The organism is Bradyrhizobium sp. MI1.3 (assembly GCF_055811695.1).
Genome location: NZ_JBVVPQ010000009.1, coordinates 1 through 21,648, shown reverse-complemented (window position 1 = coordinate 21,648; position 21,648 = coordinate 1). Strand labels below are relative to the sequence as shown.

Here is a 21,648-nt window from a genome sequence, read left to right as displayed (position 1 = left end):
CTGCTAACATCGGATTCCGGGGCCGCGCGATCTACCGGAGATGGCAGCTGCGCCAGTCCGCAACGTTGACAGCACGTTCCCGCTGTGCGGGCGAGCTCCGGACTTTCACCGATGTCATTCTAGCACGCGAGGTGGTACTTTGCCCGGGAATCCTGCTGCTGGGCGCAAGATATGACCCCGTCGAACTCAGGCCGCCCAAGGGCCGACAGGATCAAGGGCCGATAGGATCATCGGCCGACAGGATCGCCACGCGCACCGCGTGCTGAGGCAGGGCCTCAACCGTTCACTTTGCTCGCGGTTGCGGTCGGCCGGCTGAGCAGGTGCCGCCATTTTCGGGGACGTGGTGCATGGGCAACGCAGGTGACGATGATACCAAGCGCCGCCGCGCCATTGCGCCGGTGGCTGCGAAGCAGGATTTGACCGGCATCGGCGCCGCGCTCGCGCCTCCGATGTTCGCGGCGCTCCTGTCGCGGATCTTCAACTGGTCGCGCAGCGGCGTCGGGCCCCGGCTGCTTGCCGCCGTGCTGCTGTTCTCATCGGTCGTGACGCTGACCCTGACTGCGCTCCAGCTCTATCTGGATTACAATCGTGAGGTCGGACTGATCGAGACGCGGCTAGACGAGATCGGCCGCAGCACCACGGGCAGCCTCGGAGAGAGCCTATGGAATCTCGACCAGAACCAGCTCAAGCTCCAGCTCGATGGCATTCTGCGGCTGCCTGACATCCGTGCGGCGGAGGTCCGCGAGATCGTCGATCGGCCCAATCCGATCCGTGTCGAAGTCGGCGAGCGAAACACCCGTTCGATCATGACCCGGGAATTTCCGCTGAGCACCATGGTGCAGGGGACCTCGCGCGCCATCGGCACGCTGCGGGTCGAGGCGACGCTGACCGACGTCTATCAGCAATTGCTGAACAGGGCCCTCGTCATTCTGGCAAGCCAGGCGGCAAAGACGTTCCTCGTCTCGTTGTTCATCATCTACATGTTTCATCTGCTGGTGACCCGGCATCTCGTCGCCATCGCCGAGTACGTCGGCAAATACAGCCTCGGACGGCCGCCGCCGCCGCTGCGCCTGGAGCGCCGGTCGCCTTACGAGGCCGACGAGCTGGACAAGGTGGTCGTTGCTTTCAACGCCATGTGCGCCAACCTCGAACATGCCTATGGCGAGCTGCGCGAGGCCAATGGGAATCTCGAGCGTGACCTGAAGATCCGGCAGCGCGCCGAGGAGAACGCCCGCGCGAGCGAGCAGCGCTTCCGTGATTATGCCGAGACCGCATCCGACTGGTTCTGGGAGACCGGCCCGGATCACGTGTTCACCTACATTTCAGATCGGGCCGATGCTTTCGGCATGGACCACAAGGCGCTGATCGGGAGGCGCCGTTCAGACGCCGCCTTCGACCGCGATGCCGAGCCCCAGAAATGGCGCGCTCACTTGGCGACGCTGGATCGCCACGAGCCGTTCCGCAAGTTCGAATATCGCGGCCGCGATGCGGCTGGCCGCGCGCGCCATTTCAGCGTCAACGGCCGGCCGGTGTTCAGCGCCGACGGACGCTTCATGGGGTATCGTGGTTCGGCCACCGATCTGACCGAGCAGCACGAGACCGAGGAGCGGCTTCGCCAGTCGCAGAAGATGGATGCGATCGGCCAGCTCACCGGCGGCGTCGCGCATGACTTCAACAACGTGCTCACTGTCATCACCGGCACCATCGAGATCATCCGTGAGGGGCTGGCGGACAAGCCCGACCTCGCCGCGATCGCCCAGCTCATCGACGATGCGGCGGCGCGAGGCGCGGAGATCACCTCACAGCTCCTGACCTTTGCGCGTCGCCAGCCGCTGGAGCCGCGCGAGCTTGACGTCAACGGCCTCGTGCTCGAGACGGCGAAGCTGTTGAAGCCGATCCTGGGCGGAAACGTCGAAATCGTCACCCGCCTCGCGGACGACGCCTGGGCGGCGATGGCCGATCCGTCGCAGCTGTCGTCGGCGATCATCAATCTCGCCGTCAATGCGCGCGATGCGATGGCTGGCGGCGGCACGCTGACGCTCGAGACGGCAAACCGCGAATTGGATGGTGCTGGTGACGGCGACGCTACGTGCGGCGCCTTCATCATGGTCGCGGTGGCCGACACCGGTCATGGCATCCCCGCCGACCTCCGCGACCGCGTGTTCGAGCCGTTCTTTACCACCAAAGGGGTCGGTCGCGGCACCGGGCTCGGCCTCAGCATGGTCTACGGCTTCGCCAAGCAGAGCGGCGGCAGCGTTGCGATCGAGAGTGAGGAAGGCCGCGGCACCGTGATTCGGCTGTTTCTGCCGCGATCTGCGGGCGGAGCGCAGACGAGGACCGGGCCACTGCAGGCGCCCGCGGCGGCACGCGGGCACGAGACGATTCTCGTCGTCGAGGACGATCCGCTGGTGCAGGGCTATGTCATCGCCCAGCTTGGCAGCCTCGGCTATCGCACCCTCGCGGCCGGCGACGGCGCAACCGCGCTTGCGCTGGTGCAGCAGGGCGCCCAATTCGATCTGCTGTTCACCGACATCATCATGCCCGGCGGCATGAACGGGCAGGAATTGGCCGAGGCCGTGCGGCGCCTCCGCCCGGGGATGAGAGTGCTCTATACGTCCGGCTATACCGACAACGCCCTCGACCACGAGGGTCATCTCGGTTCCGGCGTTGCGTTGCTGAGGAAGCCGTACCGGAAGGCGGACCTGTCACTGAGGATCCGCGAGGTGCTCGCCGGCGAGGCGCTCCCCTGAACAGCAGGCGCGATGCCAACGAAAAAGGCGCGGCGGAGAGGCCCCCGTCGCGCCCGATTTGTTGCTCGCTGGTCCAGGGCTGAGAGCGCCCCGATGCCAAGCCTTTATTCAAAGCTTAGCGGGCGATCCCAGCGAGGTGACAGCGCTTGGTAAAAGACACTGGATCACCTCCTTTCGTTGGTTGCGGAAGATTTCAATATAGGCAGCAATTCCGGTGTTGTTAAGGGGAGGCGGGTCGGGAGGAACCAGCGGCTGTTCGCAGGGCCGGGAAGGCGCTGGAAAGCCGACTCTTGGGCAGTTGATCTTGTGTTGGGCCGTTGATCTTGGGCAGTTGAGACCGCCGCCCGGCCGTGTTAGGGAGCCCCTGTCGCGGGTGTAGCTCAATGGTAGAGCAGCAGCCTTCCAAGCTGAATACGAGGGTTCGATTCCCTTCACCCGCTCCATCCCAACAATTGTTGCATCTCGATGGACCGACCCTCTCCGGGGGCAGGTCAGTCCCAATGTCGGCTGGAGCTTGGCATTTCGACAGGACGGCCGGTGACGGTGTGGGCGGCATTGCGATAACCGGTATCGGCGTTGCGGGGATCGGGGATCACTGAGTTCAAATTGCGTTGCGTTTTTCGAGGGCACGAGCTCGCGACGACATGGCGGATGCCTGCGTGCATCTGATGCAAATCGTCGGTTAGCCCGGGGAAGCGGGCGTCCGCGGCGTATCAGGCGGCACGCCGGTGACTGCGCAAGCGTAGGAACCTTCACCGCCAGCATGAGTTGGCCGTCGGGCGGGGCGAAAGTCACACGAGGTCAATCGTGCAAGACAATTTGCGTGTGCGCTCGACCGCGCAAATCGCAGGCCATCCGATTCATCCGATGCTGGTGCCGATCCCAATCGCGTGCTTCATCGGGGCGCTGCTGACCGACATCGCCTATGTCGTCAGTGCCGAGATCATGTGGGCGGATTTTTCGGCCTGGCTTCTGGTCGTCGGCGTCATCTTCGGCGTGCTGGCCGCCATCGCCGGCCTGACCGATTTCCTCGGCAACCGCCTGGTGCGGGCACAGGCGCCAGCCTGGCCGCATCTGATCGGCAACGCGCTGGCGCTGATCCTGGCAACCATCAATGCGTTGATCCACACGCGCGATGCCTGGACCTCGGTGTGGCCGACCGGGCTCATTCTTTCAGCCATCACCGTATTGATCCTGCCGGTCACCGGCTGGCTCGGCTGGGCCATGGTGTATCGCCACGGTGTAGGAGTTGCGCGATGAACTCCGCAATCGCTAGGGCGCTGTTGTGCGCCTCGCTGCTGTGTCTCGCCGGCTGCAATGACGGCAGTGGCGATCCCAAGGCGCAAACCGGCGCCAACCCGACGCTGCCCGACATCCAGCAATATTGGCTGCCCCCGATGCACATCGCCCGCATCGTCGGCTGGAAAAAGGACGAGACCCCGGCCGTTGCGCAGGGCTTGCAGGCCAAGGCCTTCGCGACCGGCTTGCAGCACCCCCGATTTCTCTACGTGCTTCCCAACGGCGACGTGCTGGTGGTGGAATCCAAGGCGCCGAAGGGTGCTCCGATCAAGCGGCCCAAGGAAATCGTGATGGGATATGTCGAGTCCTGGGCGACATCCGGCGGCGACACCGGCGAGAGCAACCGCATCACGCTGCTGCGCGACAGCAACGGCGACGGCGTCCCGGATACGCAAAGCGTCTTCCTCGACCATCTCAACTCGCCGTTCGGCGTCGCGCTGGTCGGCAACGATCTCTATGTCGCCAACACCGATGCGATCGTCAGATATCCCTACACCGAAGGCGATACCAAGATCACCGCGCCGGGCACGGTACTGACGCCGCTGCCGGGCGGACCGATTGACCATCACTGGACCAAGAGCCTGGTCGCGAGCCCCGACGGTTCAAAGTTGTATGCCGGCGTCGGCTCCAACAGCAACATCACCGAGAACGGCATGGAGGCCGAGCACAATCGCGCCGCGATCCTCGAGGTCGACCGTGCCAGCGGCCGCTGGCGCATCTTCGCGAGCGGCTTGCGCAATCCCAACGGTCTCAGCTTCGAGCCGCAGACCGGGTCGCTATGGACGGTGGTGAACGAGCGCGACGAGCTCGGTCCCGATCTCGTGCCGGACTACATGACATCGGTGAAGGACGGCGGCTTCTATGGCTGGCCCTACAGCTATTACGGCCAGCACGTCGATCCTCGCGTCAAGCCGGAGCGACCCGACCTCGTTGCCAAAGCGATCGTGCCTGACTACGCGCTGAGCTCGCATGTCGCGCCGCTTGGAATGGCTTTCAACACGAGCGCGAGTTTGCCGCCCGCCTATCGCGGCGGCGCCTTCGTCGGCGAGCACGGCAGTTGGAACAGGCAGGTCTTGAACGGCTACAAGGTCGTGTTCGTGCCGTTCACGGACGGCAAGCCGAGCGGCCCGCCGCAGGATGTCGTCACCGGCTTCCTCAACAGCGACAACCACGCGCGCGGGCGGCCCGTCGGTGTCGCCATCGACAAGACCGGCGCGCTGCTGGTCGCCGACGACAGCGGCAACACGGTTTGGCGCGTGACCGCCGCGCACCCGCAGCTCACGCAGCGATAGATCTCGAGGAGTTACACCATGGGCCTCGCGCAATACACGATCGTGCCGGTGCAGGACGAATGGGGCGTGCTGCACGACGGCGACGTCAAGAACAGATACAGCACCAAGGAGGCGGCTTTCGAGTCGGCGGTTGCCGCAGCATCGCTGGCGCTTCGCGAGGGACACGAAGTCCATGTCAGCGTGCCCGGCCGCGAAGCCGGCGAGAACGCGCTGGGAATTTGACCGGACACTCCGAGCAGAACACTTCAGGAGGCTGCGATGACCAAGCCCCGTGAGCCGAACGGCATTGAACCCTCCCGCTCCGAAGACGACATTCAGCGCGACCAGCTCGGGCCGCGTGGCGTGCCGGATGCGCCGGATCCGGCCAAGATGACGCCCCAACGCGACAAGAAAACGCCGAAGCACGTCGATCCCGGCCATACAGCCTGACGGGTGCCCCGCGGCTTTTCTGTTCGGCCGGTAAGTCGCCGCCGCGGCAGTCGTCGACTTACGCCGCCGCAACGATATCCGTCTTGGCAAAGTCGTCGCCGACGTAAAGAAGTGCGCAGCCATGCTCCTTGGCGACATCGTAGGCGAAGCAGTCACCAAAGTTGAGACCGGCAGGACGAATGCCTTTGCCCCAACGCGAGTAGATCTGCGCCACGCGTTCGGCCGATGCTTGGGTCACCGAGATCACGTTCAAACCGAGATCGTTGATCAGCTTGTTCATTTCTTCGTCGACGCCCCGCCGTGCCGCGACGATCAGGCTTTCTGCAATGGAGGCCGCCGAGATCAGGATTTCGTCGGCGGTTTCCAACGCGGTGATGCAAGCATCGGCCTGCGGTTCGTCGAGCACGATCGCCATCAGCGCGGAGGTATCGAGCGCGATCATTCCGGCAGTCCGTCATCGCCGAAAAGAAAGTCCTGACTGCGCGCGGCGCTCGGTCCGGGGATAGCTTTGGCCCCGCCGGTCCTTCGCGCCGCCTCGAGCACGGTCCGGCGGGCGGCGCGGTCCGGCGGAAGCCTGACCGGGACGAGCCGCACCGCGGGATGTCCATGCCGCGTCAGGATCACCTCGTCGCCGGCCTCTGCGCGGCGGACAAGATCGGTCAATTGTCCTTTTGCGTCGGTGACGGAGACCCGCATCTCATTGTCCTTCCTCAAGTTTCATAAAATGGACCATGCAATGGTCCAATGTCAACCGCCTCACCCCGCTGTTCTGCGAAGAGCGCTCCACACCATTCGGAACCGACATTCCTCTATTCTGCGATTTGCAGCTAAGAGGACCTTAGAGGCGTGATCTGCGCCTGGCGCGCAAATAACATCATGTTAGGTTTGTCGCATAACTGGGTAATTGTGTTAGCCCGGCGAAAGCCTATCGTCGCCACCAAGCAGACACCCATCGGCAATGACAAGCGCTCGCGAAACTCCGCAGAGCGGCCGGAGAGTGCTGCCCAATTTTGAGCGAAGCCCGTCAACGGGACGTCAGCAAAACCCAAGGGAGGAATCTTGAGATGACCGCGATCCATCAGATGAGTCAGTCCAGGAAAGCCGCTGCCAGCGGCTGGATCGGGTCGGCTCTCGAATATTATGACTTCTTCATCTACGCGACCGCCGCGTCGCTGATCTTCCCGCAAATCTTCTTCCCGTCGGAGAATCCCACCGTCGCGATCGTTGCGTCGCTGGCGACCTATGGCGTCGGCTATGTGGCTCGTCCCATCGGTGCCTTCGTGCTCGGACATTGGGGCGACATCCATGGCCGCAAGACGGTTCTCATCATCTGCATGTTCCTGATGGGCATCTCGACGATGGCCGTGGGTATCCTGCCGACCTACCAGCAGGTTGGCATCCTGGCGCCAATTCTGCTCGTCATTCTGCGCCTCGTGCAGGGATTTGCCGTTGCCGGCGAAATCTCAGGCGCAAGCTCGATGATCTTGGAGCACGCGCCGTTCGGTCGGCGGGGCTTCTATGCCAGCTTCGCCCTTCAGGGGGTGCAGGCCGGACAGATCCTCGCCGCAGCAATCTTCCTGCCGTTGGCGGCCTATATGCCGACCGAGGCCTTCAACAGCTGGGGCTGGCGGATTCCCTTCCTCCTCAGCTTCTTCGTCATCGTCGCGGGCTACATCATTCGTCGCGAAGTCGACGAGACCCCTGCTTTTGCCCGCGAGGGCGAGCGGGGAGAAGCTCCGCGCGCGCCCATCGTTCAGGCTATCAAGCTGAGCTGGCGCGACATGCTCAGGGTCATCTGCATGGCGCTGATGAATGTCATTCCTGTCGTTGCAACCATCTTCGGCGCGGCCTATGCGGTGCAGCCGGCCTACGGGATCGGTTTTGCCAAGGACGTCTATCTGTGGATCCCGGTCCTCGGAAACATGCTGGCCGTGTTCGTCATTCCCTTCGTCGGCAATCTCTCCGACAAGGTCGGCCGCAAGCCTCCGATCATCGTCGGCGCGCTTCTCTCCGGTTTGCTCGCCTTTTGTTATCTCTATGCCATCAGCATCAGGAATGTGCCGCTCGCAATATTGGTGTCGCTGCTGATGTGGGGCGTCGTCTATCAGGGCTACAACGCGATTTTCCCGAGCTTCTACCCCGAACTGTTTCCGACCCGCACCCGCGTGTCGGCCATGGCGATCTCGCAGAACATCGGCACGACAATCACTGCATTGCTTCCCGCCCTGTTTGCGACCGTCGCGCCTCCCGGCTCGACCAACATTCCGTTGACGGTGGGGGCGATTGCCTTCGCTATCACGATCATCGCCGCGCTGGCGGCCCTGACCGCGCGGGAAACCTATCGGATCAGGATCGACGATCTCGGCAATCCCAATGCTGTTCCGATGCCGCGGGCAGATTATGACCGTCAGCGCGCCGGCGATGCGGTGAGCGGGGCTGCCACGGTTCGGACCTGACGCGTATGATAGAGGCAACTGCCGCCGCGATCGATGATGTTCGCGGCGGCAGGGCCTCACTGCATAGTCAGGCTGCCGATCCGAATTTGTGCGCGTGAGCGCAATCAATATGAGGTTGCAAGATGAACCCTGCTGTCATTGCCGTCGCAATCACCGGCTCCGTTCCGCGCAAGAAGGACAATCCCGCCGTCCCGATCCTGCCGTCCGAGCAGATCGAGTCGACGCACCAGGCGTTCGAAGCCGGTGCCACGCTCGCCCATATCCATGTGCGCAACGATGACGAGACGCCGTCCTCCGATCCCGAACGTTTCGCCCTGGTGCAGGCGGGGATCAAGAAGCACTGTCCTGACATGATCGTTCAGTTCTCGACCGGCGGGCGGGGCCGCGATCCCTCGGCGCGCGGATCGTCGCTCTACCTGAAGCCGGACATGGCCTCGCTGTCCACGGGATCGGTGAACTTTCCGACCATCGTCTACGAGAACAGTGCCGCGCTGGTCGAGACGCTCGCCACCGGGATGAAGGCGAATGGCATCCGGCCGGAAATCGAGATCTTCGATCTGTCGCATCTGCATGGCGCTCGCCGTCTGATCGAGGCGGGGCTGATCGACCAGCATCCGCACGTGCAGTTCGTCATGGGCGTCAAGAACGCCATGCCTGCGGACGAGCATGTCCTCGACATCCTGCTGGGAGAGCTCAGGCGCCTGATCCCGAAGGCGACGTGGACGGCAGCCGGGATCGGACGCCACCAGGCCGAGGTCATGGGCTGGGCGCTGGCGCGGGGCGCCGATGCGGTCCGCACCGGACTCGAGGACAATATCAGGATCGACAAGGCACGCCTTGCGGCCAGCAACGCGGAGCTCGTGGCCATCGCCGGTGAGGCTGTCGCGCGCCACGGCCGGCGCGTGGCGACTGCGGCCGAGGCGCGATCCCTGCTCGGGCTCGCGGGGCAGGGAGCTCCTGCCGCCTCCTGACATGCTCCCGGCCGCCTGCTGCCATTCGTCGGCCGGCGTTTCCGTGCGCTGAGTCTCCGGGTAAGACTGCCGTCACAGGCGTGATCTGCGCCTGCCGGGCAGGCGACAGTTGGAATGCGGTTTCTGAAATCTGACAGCAGGCTCATCGGGGTCCTGCTGGTGCTCGCGGTCTCCCAGCTTGTCGGGTGGGGGACGATCGGCCTTCCCGCCATTGTCGGACGCGATCTCGCGGCCGATCTCGGCATGAGCCTGCCGGCGGTGTTCGCCGGGACGTCCGTTCTCTATGGGTCGATGGGGCTGTGCGCGCCCTGGCTCGCCAAGTCGTTTGCGCGGCACGGCGCACGAAAGGTGATGATCTCAGGTACGGTCCTCACCGTGCCGGGCTTCATCCTGCTGTCCCTCGCGCGCGAGCCGTTGCTGTATTTCGCGGCGTGGATCGTCCTCGGCATCGCCGGCAGCGCCACGCTTTCGACCGGCGCCTATATCATGCTGAACGAGGTCGCCGGGCGGCAGGCCAAGAATGCCATCGGCGCGCTGATGCTGGTGACGGGCTTGTCGAGCAGCATCTTCTGGCCGACGACGTCGTTCCTCAGCGGTCTGCTCGGCTGGCGCGGGACGTGCCTCGTCTACGCGGCGATGATGATCGTCATCAACCTTCCGCTCTACGCATTCCTCGCACCGCGCCGGAAAATCGCCGGTGATCATGGCGGTGAGCCGGTGAAATCCTCGCCGCCGCCTGCGATTCCCAGGAGCACCTTCAGCCTCGTCGCCGCCGCGATCACACTGAACGCCTTCGTCAATTTCGGCATCGGCGCCATCATGATCGAGTTGCTCCGGGCGGAGGGGCTTCCCCCGGCGCAGGCGCTTGCGTTCGGTTCAATGCTGGGCGTGATCCAGGTCAGCGCCCGCGGGCTCGATTTTCTCGGCGGAGGGCGGTGGGACGGAATCACGACCGGGCTCGTCGCCGGCACGGCGCTCCCGGTCGCCATGCTGCTGCTGATGACGAGCGAGGGCGCGACCTGGGCGGTTGCGGCCTTCATCCTGCTCTATGGCGCCGGCAGCGGCGCGATGGCGGTGGCGCGGGCGACGATCCCGCTCGTGTTCTACGATCAGACCGAGTTCGCCAAGGCCATGTCGATGATCGCACTGCCGCTCAATCTCGCCTCCGCGCTCTCGCCGCCGCTCCTTGTCGGCCTGCTCACCCAGTTCGGCAGCCGCGGCGCGCTCGGTCTCACCTTGGTCTGCTCCTGCGCCACTGTGCTGATCCTGGTCCTGCTCGGCCGCCGACGGCCGCAGGTGGCCGCAGCGGCCGTAACCTGAGAATATTCGCGCGGCGGAAATTCACCGGGCGGATGACCTGCGCCGGGCGGGCGGGCGGATGGCCGTATGCCCACAGTGCAGTGCTCGGGCCGCCAAAATGGTGTATCCGCAGGGAGCGCGGCCCGCGATCTCGCGGCCGCGCCAAGATCCAGTTCCCGGAGGAATTCGACATGTCGGCCCTGCCGCTCTCAGGCATCAAGATCCTTGACCTCACCCGCGTGCTTGCCGGGCCTTTGTCGGCCCAGATGCTGGGCGATTTGGGCGCGGAGGTGATCAAGATCGAGCGGCCGGGCACCGGCGACGACGCGCGGGCCTTCGGCCCGCCCTATCTGACCGACCCTGATGGCGGAGCCAACAACAACAACTCGTTTTACCTCTGCGCCAACCGCAACAAGAAGTCGGTCACGGTCAACATCGCCAAGCCCGAGGGGCAGGCGATCATCCGTGAGCTCGCCAAGGACGTCGACGTCTTCATGGAGAACTACAAGGTCGGCGATCTCAAGCGCTACGGCCTCGACTACGAGACCATCAAGGCGATCAATCCCGGCATTATCTATTGCTCGGTGACCGGCTTCGGCCAGACCGGCCCCTATGCGCCGCGCGCCGGCTACGACGCCATCCTGCAGGCGATGGGCGGCCTGATGAGCGTCACCGGCCATATCGACGGCGAGCCCGGCGAGGGCCCGATGAAGGTCGGCCCCTCGATCGTCGACTACATGACCGGCATGAACACCTCGATCGGGATTCTCTCGGCGCTCTACCATCGCGACGCCAATGACGGCGTGGGACAGCATATCGACGTTTGCCTGTTCGACACCGTCATCGCATCGTTGTCGCACTGGCTGCAGATCTACCTCGTCAACGGCAAGACGCCGCCGCGCCGCGGCACCTGGGGCAATGGCGGCATGCCGGCCGGCGTGTTCCGCTGCACCGACGGCGAGCTGATGCTGGTGGTCGGCAATGACGGCCAGTTCCAGCGCACCTGCGCCGTGCTCGGCGAGCCCGAGCTCGCCAATGACAAGCGCTTCCTCAAGAACAACGACCGTGTCGTACACGGCAAGGAGATCATGGCGATCTTCGCCGGCCTGTTCCTGAAGCAGCCGGTCGCCTACTGGCTGGACAGGCTGGAGGAGGCCGGCGTTCCCTCGGGCCCGATCAACAATTTCGAGCAGGTGTTTTCGGATCCGCACGTCCAGTCGCGCGGCATGCGGGTGAAGGTCGACCATCCCTTCCAGCCCGATCTCTCGCTGATCCGCAACGCCCTGACGCTCTCGGAAACCCCGATCAAGGATTACCGCGCCCCGCCGCTGCTGGGTGAGCACACCCAGGAGGTGCTCGCCGGCAAGCTCGGCTACGATGCCGGCAAGATCGAGGCACTGAAGCAGCAGGGCATTATCTAGCTTCGGCGAAGCGGCCCTCGCAGTTTGGCCTGATCGCCATTTGGATAAAAAAGTGACGTCAGCATGACGCGCCTGCGGCCTTGTGCGAGCCTTGCGCGCAATCCCCAGATAATCCCGGTCCGTACTCACACAGGCTTCCGCTTGGCGCGCGACTCAGATTCGATCGGTCCACTCAGTCCGGGAGGGAACGCATGTCCTACACGATCGGGTTTCAGGCCAAGAACCAGAAGGCAATTCTGGCGACCGAGGCGGCAACGGCCAACCAAGCCGTCGCGATCGTTGCCGCATTGCGGCAAAGCGCCGACGAAATAAAGTTCATCCGCTCGCCGCAGGAAGGCGACATGGGCATCGAGATGCTGCTGCTGCTCGCCAAGGAAGAGGCCGAGGAGATGCCGCAGCACGCCTAGGCGGCTCGGCGGGCAAACTTCGATCAGAAGCGAAGCATGACGGCTGCATGATGATGTAGCAAGCCGTCATCTCGCTTGCACCGAAGGTGACCGCGCATGAATCTCGAAATTAAACGCGAAGCGCTCCACGTCGACCCGATCTCGACGTTCCTTGACCGCTGGAAAGCCCCGGTCTCGCCGGTCACGCGCGCCGGCAACATGATCTTCGTCGCCGGCCTGCCGCCATTCGACCCCGAGACGGGAGAGATCGCGGACGTGCCGATCGAGCGGCAGAGCGAACTGATCATGGAGCAGATGAAGCTGTGCCTTCAGACGGCGGGCGCGAGCCTCGACAATGTCATGAAGTGCAACGTCTACTGCACCTCGACCAAACACTTGGCCGCGTTCAACGCCGTCTATGCGCGCTATTTCCCGCGCGATCCGCCGGCGCGGATCTTCCTCTGCACGCCGGAATGGTTCGGCCCCTTCGACGTCGAGATCGACTGCATCGCGATGATGTGACCGCGCTTACTTACCTCGCCCCGCTCGCGGGGAGAGGTCGGATCGCGTCAGCGATCCGGGTGAGGGGGTGCAGGTCCCTCGACGATCTCATGCGCGGAGAGAGGCCCCTCACCCAACCCTCTCCCCGTAAGAACGGGGCGAGGGAGCGCACCGTTAGTGCGGCAACGAGTTGCGCTAACGCGCAGCCAGCCGTGACGGTGCCTTCGCCTCCGTCCGTCCCGCCGTCAGCGCCATCGTCGCCACGCTGACGACGCGCGCGACCACGTCCTCGACATCGTCGAGATCGCATTTGCCTTCCGACAGTTTCGTCAGCCGCTCGCTCTCGCGTATAGTGTGGTGCGCCATGGCGAGCGCGAAATTCAGACCCCAGTAGATATCGATGTCGCTGCGGTCGGGTAGGGACCTTCGCATCGCGCCGGCGAACTTGCGCAAATGGTCGATCTCGCGATTCTTGATGCGGCGGATCGGCGGCACGGATTCGATCGAGGCGCGGATCATGAAGCGCGCCGCGGTCGAGCGCTGGTTCTCGGGGCCAAGGCAGCCGCGCAGCGTCGGGCCGACCAGGGCATGCAGGATCACCTCGATCGGCGCGCGGCCGCCGCCTTGTTCTTCCGCCGCCTTCAATTCGCGCAGGCGCTCGCGGTTGGTGGCGATCGAGCGTGTCACGAACAGCTCCGCGATCAACTCGTCCTTCGAGCCGAAATGATAATTCACCGCCGCGAGGTTGACGTTGGCCTCCGCGACGATGTCGCGCAGCGTCACGTCGCCGAACCCGCGGTCGGCATAGAGCCGTTCGGCGGCGGCGAGGATGGCAGTCCGGGTATGATCGCTGGCCATGGGAGCCCCTCGGGGAGGGAGTTGCAATTCAAACAGTTGTATGAAACTATCGTTTGAAGGTCGGCAAAGTCAATCCGCAATCGGGACTCGTTCGCAAATGCGCGAGTGGGTTCCGGAGCATCCGCAAGCCGCGCATTCGCACTTGCGGGTCGCACAATGCGGGTGGACAGTCCGGCGCAAAACAAGTTCGCCAAAACAAGTTGGCAAAGACGAGGAGCGTCCCATGGATTTCGATCTGTCGCCGAAGCAGAAGGAATGGCTCGACCGCGTGCGGTCTTTCATGACCAAGCACGTGCGCCCGGCGGTGCCGGTCTATGATGAGCAGGATCGCACGGGCGAACGCTGGAAGGTGATCCCGGTTCTCGAGGATCTCAAGAAGAAGGCGAAGGCCGAAGGCCTCTGGAACATGTTCATGCCGCCGAACGAGCATGAGGACGACGAATTCCGCGGCGCGGGACTGACCAATCTTGAATACGCGCTGCTCTCGGAGCAGATGGGCCACATCTCCTGGGCTTCGGAAGTCTTCAACTGTTCCGCGCCCGACACCGGCAACATGGAAGTGTTCATGCGCTACGGCTCCAAGGAGCAGAAGCGCAAATGGCTGCGTCCGCTGATGGACGGCGAAATCCGCTCCGCCTTTCTGATGACGGAGCCGGCGGTGGCCTCGTCTGACGCCACCAACATCGAGACCAGCATCGTAAAGGACGGCGACCATTACGTCATCAACGGCCGCAAATGGTGGTCGTCCGGCGTCGGCGATCCCCGCTGCAAGATCGCGATCCTGATGGGCAAGACCGATTTCAAGGCGGCCAAGCACCAGCAGCAGTCGCAAATTCTGGTTCCGCTCGACACCCCCGGCATCAAGGTCGAGAAGATGCTGCCCGTGTTCGGCTTCGACGACGCGCCGCATGGCCACGCCCAGGTGCTGCTCGAGAACGTGCGGGTGCCGAAGGAGAACATCCTGCTCGGCGAGGGCCGCGGCTTCGAGATCGCACAGGGCCGCCTCGGTCCCGGCCGCATCCATCACTGCATGCGCACCATCGGCAAGGCCGAGGAGGCGCTGGAGAAGATGGTGAAGCGGCTCACCTCGCGCACCGCTTTCGGCAAGCGGATCGTCGAGCATTCGGTGTGGGAGCAGCGCATCGGCGAGGCCCGCACCAATATCGAGATGACGCGGCTGTTGTGCCTCAAGGCCGCCGACATGATGGACAAGGTCGGCAACAAGACCGCGCAGGCCGAGATCGCCATGATCAAGGTCGCAGCCCCCAACATGGCGCTGAAGATCATCGACGAGGCGATCCAGGCCTTTGGCGGTGCAGGCGTCTCGGACGAAGCCGGCCTTGCCAAGGACTACGCCCACATCCGCACGCTCCGTCTCGCCGACGGCCCGGACGAGGTGCACAATCGCGCCATTGCCAGGCTCGAGGTTCGGAAGTATGCAAACTCTTCCAGTCATTAAGCGGGAGAGCATGCTGGCGCTCCCGATTTGAAGAAACGACAGGGCATGATCCGTGATCGGATGACCGCTTGACGCAAGTGCGCTGGGGGTTACCGATTAGGATCATGTCCGGACTGAAGAGGGAGCGTCATCGTGGCTGACGGCGTCAGGAAAGACGAAGAATTCTCGGGTACCAAGCCCGTCGAGGAGCGTCATCGTATCGACGAGATGCGGCTCGAAGCCTGGATGCGCGACAACGTCGAAGGCTATGAGGGACCGCTGGTCGTCCTCCAGTTTAGGGGTGGCCAGTCCAACCCGACCTATCGGCTGGACACGCCGAACCGCTCCTATGTGATGCGCAGAAAACCGTTCGGCAAATTGTTGCCGTCGGCGCATGCGGTCGATCGCGAATATCGGGTGATCGCGGCGCTGGGAAAGCAGGGCTTTCCGGTCGCGAAGGCCTATGCGCTGTGCCAGGACGACAGCATCATCGGCTCGGCCTTCTACATCATGTCGATGGAAGACGGCCGGGTGTTCTGGGATCCGACACTGCCGAGCCAGACGCCGGAAGATCGTCGAAAAATCTTCGCCAGCAAGATCGAGACGCTGGCCAAGCTCCATATGTTCGATCCCGTCGCAATCGGTCTTGGCGACTTCGGCAAGCCCGGCAATTATTTCGCGCGCCAGATCGATCGTTGGACGAAGCAGTATCGCGCGTCCGAGACCCAGACCATCCCGGAGTTCGAGAAGGTCGCCGAATGGTTGCCGAAGACCGTGCCGGAGCAGGCCCGCGTCTCGATCGTCCACGGCGACTATCGCCTCGACAACATGATTTTCCATGCGACGGAACCGCGCGTGCAGGCCGTGCTCGATTGGGAATTGTCGACCCTCGGCGATCCCATGGCCGACTTCACCTATCTGCTGATGCAGTGGGTCATGCCCGGCCTGGACGGCGCCGACCTCAAGGCGCTCAACATTCCGAGCGTGGATGAGGCCGCGCAGATCTATTGCAACGTCACCAAGATGACGGTGCCTAATCTCAACTGGTATTTTGCTTACAACCTGTTCCGCCTCGCCGGCATCACGCAAGGAATCGCCGGCCGGGTCCGCGACGGCACCGCCGCGAACGCCAAGGCGCTGGAGTCAGCCAAGCGCACCGTGCCGCTGTCGAAGTCGTCATGGGAATACGCGCAGAAGGCGGGCGCAGTTTAAGGAATCCGAAGGGGCGCGGCTGATGGCCGCGCCTTTGCTTGCGTTCCTCTCGTGTCCGGGACACGGGACAGAATGACGAGAGAGCTGGCCGCATGATTGATCACGCCACCCTCATCACCTACATCCTCATCGTCCTCGGCTTCGTCTTCATTCCCGGACCGGCGACACTCCTCACCATGGCGCGTGCCGCGAGCTCGGGCACCAGGGTCGGCATCGCGACGGGCGCGGGAATTGCGGCCGGTGACGTGGTCCACACCACCATGGCAATCGTCGGCCTCTCTGCGATCATCGCAACGTCAGCGCTGCTGTTCAGCGTCGTCAAATACGCGGGCGCAGGCTTTCTGATCTACCTCGGCATTCGCGCCATGCTCGACAAGACGCCGCTCGAGGTGAATGGCGGCGCGCCCGCGATTAGCGCGGCGCGGGCATTCCGGCAGGCCGTGCTGACCGAGGTGCTCAATCCGAAGACCGCGTTGTTCTTCCTTGCGTTCCTGCCACAGTTCGTTCGTCCCGAACATGGTTCGACGACGCTGCAGCTCGCGCTGCTCGGCGCTGTGTTCGTGTTGCTTGGCCTCGTCAGCACGGTGGTGTTCGCCGTCGGCGCCGGCCGCCTCGGCAATTTGCTACGCCGCCATCCAGCCGTGGTTAAGTGGCAGGGCAAGGTGGTCGGGACCATCTACTGCGCGATTGGCGTGCGGCTGGCGTTGCAGGAGCGATGAGGCGCACCGCTCACGTGGGATACGCGCTGCCCCACATACTCCCGTCATTGCGAGGAGCTCTTGCAACGAAGCAAATCCAGACTGCCCCCGCGGAACCATTCTGGATTGCTTCGCTTCGCTCGCAATGACGAGGAGAAGCTTTACCCCTTCGCGCAATGCGCGATCAGCTTCTCCACGAAGCCTGCACATTTCTCCAGCTCCGCGATTTCCACGAACTCGTCCGGTGTATGAGCCTGTGCGATCGAACCGGGGCCGATCACGACGGACGGGATATCGGCCATGCTGGCGAACAGGCTTGCCTCCGTGCCGAATGCGACCTTGGCGTGGTCGTTGCGCCCCGCAAGGCTCTTGGCCAGCGTGACGATGGTCGCATCGGCCGCCGTGTCGAGCGCGGGGTAGTCGAGGATCTCCTCGAAATCGATGCCGCACTCCGGATTCTGCTTTTTCATCGCCGGCTCAATCTCCGCCTTGGCCCAGGCGACGATCGCATCCGTGACCTCCCGCGACTCGGCGATGCCGATGCCGCGGCATTCGAAATCCACCGTGCAGCTATCCGGCACGATGTTCAGCGCGGCGCCGCCATGGACGATGCTGGTGAGCAGCGTCGAGTGCGGAACGTCGTAGAGGCTGTTCGTTGCTTTCGTGCTTGCGAGTTGCAGCGCGCGGCGGCGGATTTCGACGATCAGCTCGGCCGCATATTCGATCGCATTCACGCCCTCAGGCGCGATCGAGGAGTGGCGGGCGAGGCCCTTGAAGGTCGCGCGCACGCCGTGCTTGCCCTTGTGGCCGATGATGACCTTCATCTCGGTCGGCTCGCCGATGAAGGCGCCGAGCGGTTTGATCCGTTTTTTTGCGACCTCGCGCAGCATCGGCCGCACGCCGACGCAGCCGATCTCCTCGTCATAGGAAATGGCGAGATGAATCGGCGTCGCAAGCTTTGCCTCCAGCATCTCGGGCACCATGGCAAGGCACACCGCGACGAATCCCTTCATGTCGGTGGTGCCGCGGCCATAGAGCCTGCCGTCACGCTCGACCAGCTTGAACGGATCGTGGCTCCAGTCCTGGCCGACCACGGGCACCACGTCGGTATGGCCCGACAGCACCAGGCCGGGGCGGTCCTCGGGTCCAATGGTGACCCATAGCGAGGCTTTCTGTCCGGTCTCGTCGACGATGCGCTCACCCTTGACGCCATGCGCGGCGAGATAGCTTTCAATATGCGCGATCAGGGGCAGGTTGGAGCGATCGCTGATCGTGTCGAAGCCGACGAGGTCGGCGAGCAGCTTGCGAATACGGTCGGGTCTTGAGCTCGGCATTTTCACGTTCTTGTCAGGGGGATGGAAGCTGAGATGCTTGCACGAACCATACCAACGTCGTGCTCCTGTGAGCAAATCAACATGTCGGTCCCGTAGCCCGGGTGAGCGAAGCGATACCCGGGACAGCTCGTAGTCGGAATCCCGGATGTCGCTTCGCTCATCCGGGCTACGAGACGTTGTATTGCCCGTCGGGCAAAACTCCCTAATTGTCGGTCAACGCTGGGCGGCCGCGGAAAGACTCTGGATTGCTTCGCTGCGCCGCTGCGCTCGCAATGACGGTGCTGAAGCAGTTGCGCGACAAAACTCCTGTCTCGTGCCGCGGACGCTGCGCAACGCCAAGAACGTTGCGGCGCGTCCGCGACGCGAGAGCGCGTGAACTAAACCGGCTTTCCCGTATAGGGCATCGACGCCGTCAGTCCGCCGTCCACCGGGAAGGCCTGGCCATTGACATACGACGCCTCGTCGCTGGCCAGAAACAATCCCATCGCGGCGAGCTCGTGCGGCTGGCCGGGGCGCTTGAGCGGATTGAGCTGGCCGATCTTGTCGGCGGTGCCGCGCTCCTTGGCGCGGTCGAAGATCGGCTTGGTCATGCCGGTCTCGATCAGACCGGGGCACACCGCGTTGATGCGCACACCGGTGCCGGTGAGCGAATACGCCGTGGTCTGCACCAGGGAGATGACGCCGGCCTTGCTCGCGGCATAGGGATGACCGCTGGCGCCAGCCTTGAGGCCCGCCACGGACGCGGTCAGCACGATCGCGCCGGACTGCTGCTTCACCATGTGCGGCATCGCATGCTTCACCGCGAGAAACGGCCCGATCAGATTGATGCGCAAGACCTCCTGCCATTGCTCGACGGTCTGCTCGCCGAGCGGGACGAGTCCGCCGGAGACGCCGGCATTGGCCCAGATCACGTCGAGCCGGCCGTGCGTCTTCACCGCCTTGTCGATCACGGCCATGACGTCCTGTTCGAAACCTGCATCCGCGATCATCGCTTCCGCGACACCGCCGGCCTTCTTCACCTCGTCGACGGTCTCCTTCACCGCCTCGGTGCGATCGACCGCGATCAGCTTGGCGCCTTCTCTGGTGAACAGCAGCGCGGCCGCGCGGCCGATGCCGCTGCCGGCACCGGTGATGATGACGGATTTGCCTTGCAGACGGCCCATGCGGTTTCTCCCTTTGGTTCGCACGCGACGCTTGCCGCGCGACGGAATTTCAAACAAGATTTCAAACGGTAAAGTGTCTTGAGACACGTTCGCTACTGACGTACAGCGACATCAAACGGGATGGAAGGGTTTCGATGGCAGGTGCAGACAAGCCCAAAGTGGTGACGACACGCTGGTGGTGGGTCCGTCACGCGCCCGTGCGCAATGACGGCGGCAACATCTACGGTCAGTCTGATCTCGCCTGCGACACCAGCGATACCTACGTCTTCAATGCTGTTGCCAAGGTGCTGCCACGCAAGGCGGTCTGGTATTCGAGCAATCTGATGCGCACGCATCAGACCGCCGAAGCCATCTGGGCGGCCGGCTTCCCGAGGCCTGCGGCGATGACATGGGAAGCGGACCTCGCCGAACAAAATCTCGGGCGATGGCAGGGCATGAATCGCGCCGAGTTCATCGCCAGCCGTCCCGTTGGATCGAGCTGGTTTGCCGACATCAACGAGCCCGCGCCCGGCGGTGAGAGCTTCATGGATCTCTACAACCGGGCCCGCCGCGTCATCGATCGGATCAATCTCGAGGCAGCCGGGCAGGACGTGATCGCCGTCGCACATGGCGGCACCATCAAGGCGGCGCTGGGGCTGGCGCTCGACAATCAGCCGGAGCGGGGGCTCGCGTTCGATATCGACAATTGCTCGGTGACGCGGCTCGACTATTTCGTAAGCCCCGAGCGCAATGTCTGGCGGCTGCCGATGGTGAACCAGCAGCCGTGGATCGCGGACGATGCGCACGCGGCGATGCATCAACCCGCGGGACCGGAAGTCAAGAAGCTCGCCTGACTGAGCAGTCATTCCGGGTTCGGCCTCGCCGCCCGGAATGACAATGAACACGAAGATCAATCTGGGAGAGAAACATGACCTTGTTCGACATGAAGGGGAAAGTCGCCGTCATCACCGGCTCGACGCGCGGCATCGGGCTTGCGATCGCCGAGCGCATGGCCGAGCACGGCGCCAAGGTGGTGATCTCCTCGCGCAAGGCCGACGTCTGCGACCAGGTCGCGAAGGGCATCAACGACAAGTTCGGCAAGGGCACGGCGGTCGCGATTGCCGCCAACATCTCGTCGAAGGAAAACCTGCAAAACCTCATCGACGAGAGCAACCGCGCCTTCGGCAAGATCGACGTGCTGGTCTGCAACGCCGCGTCGAACCCGTATTACGGACCGCTCGCCGGCATCTCCGACGATCAGTTCAGGAAGATTCTGGACAACAACATCGTCGCCAACAACTGGCTGATCTCGATGGTGGTGCCGCAGATGATCGAGCGCAAGGACGGCTCGATCATCATCGTCTCCTCGATCGGCGGCCTGAAAGGCTCGACCATCCTCGGCGCCTACGCGATCTCGAAAGCCGCCGACATGCAGCTCGCGCGCAATTTGGCCTGCGAATACGGCCCGCACAACATCCGCGTGAACTGCATCGCGCCCGGTCTGATCAAGACCGATTTCGCGAAAGCGTTGTGGGACAATCCGGAGAATCTGAAAGCCTCGACCGCGCGTTCGCCGCTGCTGCGCATCGGCATCCCCGACGAGATCGCGGGCGCTGCGGTGTTCCTGGGCTCGAAGGCCGGCGACTTCATGACCGGCCAGACCATGGTGATCGACGGCGGCGCGACGATCAGTTGAGGCCCCAGTAGCTGTCATCGCCCGCGAAGGCGGGCGATCCAGTACTCCGCGGCCTGCGTTGGAGAGCTCGCTCTCACCACATCCGACACGGAGTACCGGATGCCCCGCCTTCGCGGGGCATGACAGAGAGTGTGGAGGTGCGACGCTGCGATCAGGCGAAGCCCTCAATCCACCGCCGCGTACACCAGATACCGCACCAGCGTCCGCGTAAAATCGCGCTGTCCCGGGCCTTGGCTCATGAACACGACGAACAGATCCTCCTTCGGATCGATCCAGAAGAACGTCCCCGCAATTCCGCTCCAGAAAAACTGGCCGACGCTGCCGGGGAAGGGCGCGATGCCGGCGTAGCGGCGCCCCCCCCCCCCCCCGCCGGCGCCGCGGGGGGGGGGGGGGGGGGTGGTGGTGGTGGCGCCGGGGGGCCCGCGCGGTAAGGAGGCCCTAAGCTCCCCCCGCTTTGGGCCGCTGG

At 63.9% G+C, this 21,648-nt stretch carries 21 protein-coding genes, 1 tRNA gene and 1 pseudogene; 17 read left to right on the top strand and 6 right to left on the bottom strand.

What is annotated here, in order from left to right; all coding sequences use genetic code 11:
* Positions 1-347: 347 nt before the first annotated feature.
* The 6 genes from AC0L3A_RS08420 (at position 348) to AC0L3A_RS08395 (ending at position 5,770) form a co-directional block, all read left to right on the top strand.
* A complete protein-coding gene (locus AC0L3A_RS08420; RefSeq protein WP_219683775.1) occupies positions 348-2,750 on the top strand; it encodes an ATP-binding protein in 2,403 nt (800 codons plus the stop codon).
* A gap of 369 nt (positions 2,751-3,119) precedes the next feature.
* A tRNA-Gly gene (locus tag AC0L3A_RS08415) sits at positions 3,120-3,193 on the top strand.
* A gap of 364 nt (positions 3,194-3,557) precedes the next feature.
* Positions 3,558-4,010 (top strand): DUF2231 domain-containing protein, encoded by a 453-nt coding sequence (locus AC0L3A_RS08410; RefSeq protein ID WP_219683774.1) that lies wholly within the window; start codon positions 3,558-3,560, stop codon positions 4,008-4,010.
* Positions 4,007-5,341, top strand: coding sequence for a PQQ-dependent sugar dehydrogenase (locus tag AC0L3A_RS08405; RefSeq protein WP_219683772.1), 1,335 nt, complete (start codon positions 4,007-4,009; stop codon positions 5,339-5,341). The genes AC0L3A_RS08410 and AC0L3A_RS08405 overlap by 4 nt, the downstream gene beginning before the upstream one ends.
* 18 nt (positions 5,342-5,359) lie before the next feature.
* Positions 5,360-5,563 carry a hypothetical protein gene (locus tag AC0L3A_RS08400; protein ID WP_007611681.1) on the top strand — a complete coding sequence of 68 codons (204 nt, stop codon included), beginning with the start codon at positions 5,360-5,362 and terminating at the stop codon, positions 5,561-5,563.
* 36 nt (positions 5,564-5,599) lie between these two features.
* Positions 5,600-5,770, top strand: a complete 171-nt coding sequence (locus AC0L3A_RS08395; protein ID WP_219683770.1) for a hypothetical protein — start codon at positions 5,600-5,602, stop codon at positions 5,768-5,770.
* Positions 5,771-5,828: 58 nt separating this feature from the next.
* On the opposite strand, the gene AC0L3A_RS08390 is transcribed toward AC0L3A_RS08395, so the two are convergent.
* Positions 5,829-6,212, bottom strand: a complete 384-nt coding sequence (locus AC0L3A_RS08390) for a type II toxin-antitoxin system VapC family toxin (protein WP_007602914.1) — start codon at positions 6,210-6,212, stop codon at positions 5,829-5,831.
* The gene (locus AC0L3A_RS08385; protein WP_007602915.1) at positions 6,209-6,466 is read right to left on the bottom strand and encodes a type II toxin-antitoxin system Phd/YefM family antitoxin; all 258 of its coding nucleotides are present in this window, start codon (positions 6,464-6,466) and stop codon (positions 6,209-6,211) included. Before AC0L3A_RS08385 ends, AC0L3A_RS08390 begins: the two co-directional genes overlap by 4 nt.
* Positions 6,467-6,834: 368 nt before the next feature.
* Between AC0L3A_RS08385 and AC0L3A_RS08380 the strand changes: the two genes are divergently transcribed.
* From AC0L3A_RS08380 to AC0L3A_RS08355, 6 genes are all read left to right on the top strand, one after another.
* Positions 6,835-8,226 (top strand): MFS transporter, encoded by a 1,392-nt coding sequence (locus AC0L3A_RS08380; protein ID WP_473254076.1) that lies wholly within the window; start codon positions 6,835-6,837, stop codon positions 8,224-8,226.
* A 122-nt stretch (positions 8,227-8,348) separates the two neighbouring features.
* Positions 8,349-9,197, top strand: a complete 849-nt coding sequence (locus tag AC0L3A_RS08375; RefSeq protein ID WP_354128762.1) for a 3-oxoadipate:acetyl-CoA acetyltransferase — start codon at positions 8,349-8,351, stop codon at positions 9,195-9,197.
* A gap of 114 nt (positions 9,198-9,311) precedes the next feature.
* Positions 9,312-10,517, top strand: coding sequence for an MFS transporter (locus AC0L3A_RS08370; protein WP_219683766.1), 1,206 nt, complete (start codon positions 9,312-9,314; stop codon positions 10,515-10,517).
* Between the two features lie 170 nt (positions 10,518-10,687).
* Complete coding sequence (locus AC0L3A_RS08365; RefSeq protein WP_354128763.1) at positions 10,688-11,917, top strand: CaiB/BaiF CoA transferase family protein; 1,230 nt, start codon at positions 10,688-10,690, stop codon at positions 11,915-11,917.
* 191 nt (positions 11,918-12,108) lie between these two features.
* Complete coding sequence (locus AC0L3A_RS08360; RefSeq protein ID WP_007602925.1) at positions 12,109-12,324, top strand: hypothetical protein; 216 nt, start codon at positions 12,109-12,111, stop codon at positions 12,322-12,324.
* 96 nt (positions 12,325-12,420) lie between these two features.
* Positions 12,421-12,825: a RidA family protein gene (locus AC0L3A_RS08355; protein WP_219683764.1), complete on the top strand. Its 405-nt coding sequence runs from the start codon at positions 12,421-12,423 to the stop codon at positions 12,823-12,825.
* Positions 12,826-12,999: 174 nt separating this feature from the next.
* On the opposite strand, the gene AC0L3A_RS08350 is transcribed toward AC0L3A_RS08355, so the two are convergent.
* Positions 13,000-13,662, bottom strand: a complete 663-nt coding sequence (locus AC0L3A_RS08350) for a TetR/AcrR family transcriptional regulator (protein ID WP_219683762.1) — start codon at positions 13,660-13,662, stop codon at positions 13,000-13,002.
* A 223-nt stretch (positions 13,663-13,885) separates the two neighbouring features.
* Here AC0L3A_RS08350 and AC0L3A_RS08345 point away from each other — a divergent pair, with 223 nt between their 5' ends.
* From AC0L3A_RS08345 to AC0L3A_RS08335, 3 genes are all read left to right on the top strand, one after another.
* Positions 13,886-15,121, top strand: a complete 1,236-nt coding sequence (locus AC0L3A_RS08345) for an acyl-CoA dehydrogenase family protein (protein ID WP_219683761.1) — start codon at positions 13,886-13,888, stop codon at positions 15,119-15,121.
* Positions 15,122-15,253: 132 nt separating this feature from the next.
* Positions 15,254-16,312 carry a phosphotransferase family protein gene (locus tag AC0L3A_RS08340; RefSeq protein ID WP_473254075.1) on the top strand — a complete coding sequence of 353 codons (1,059 nt, stop codon included), beginning with the start codon at positions 15,254-15,256 and terminating at the stop codon, positions 16,310-16,312.
* Between the two features lie 92 nt (positions 16,313-16,404).
* Entirely contained in the window at positions 16,405-17,031 is a 627-nt protein-coding gene (locus tag AC0L3A_RS08335; protein WP_219683760.1) for a LysE family translocator, read from the top strand.
* Between the two features lie 140 nt (positions 17,032-17,171).
* On the opposite strand, the gene argE is transcribed toward AC0L3A_RS08335, so the two are convergent.
* Positions 17,172-18,344, bottom strand: coding sequence for an acetylornithine deacetylase (gene argE / locus AC0L3A_RS08330; protein WP_354128764.1), 1,173 nt, complete (start codon positions 18,342-18,344; stop codon positions 17,172-17,174).
* Between the two features lie 377 nt (positions 18,345-18,721).
* Complete coding sequence (locus tag AC0L3A_RS08325; RefSeq protein ID WP_473254072.1) at positions 18,722-19,507, bottom strand: SDR family NAD(P)-dependent oxidoreductase; 786 nt, start codon at positions 19,505-19,507, stop codon at positions 18,722-18,724.
* A 134-nt stretch (positions 19,508-19,641) separates the two neighbouring features.
* Between AC0L3A_RS08325 and AC0L3A_RS08320 the strand changes: the two genes are divergently transcribed.
* Positions 19,642-20,340: a histidine phosphatase family protein gene (locus AC0L3A_RS08320; protein WP_219683753.1), complete on the top strand. Its 699-nt coding sequence runs from the start codon at positions 19,642-19,644 to the stop codon at positions 20,338-20,340.
* Between the two features lie 74 nt (positions 20,341-20,414).
* On the top strand, positions 20,415-21,182 hold the full coding sequence (locus AC0L3A_RS08315; protein ID WP_219683752.1) for an SDR family NAD(P)-dependent oxidoreductase: 768 nt from the start codon (positions 20,415-20,417) through the stop codon (positions 21,180-21,182).
* A gap of 164 nt (positions 21,183-21,346) precedes the next feature.
* On the opposite strand, the pseudogene AC0L3A_RS08310 reads toward AC0L3A_RS08315, so the two are convergent.
* Positions 21,347-21,648, bottom strand: a pseudogene (locus AC0L3A_RS08310) (serine hydrolase); the annotation flags it as partial.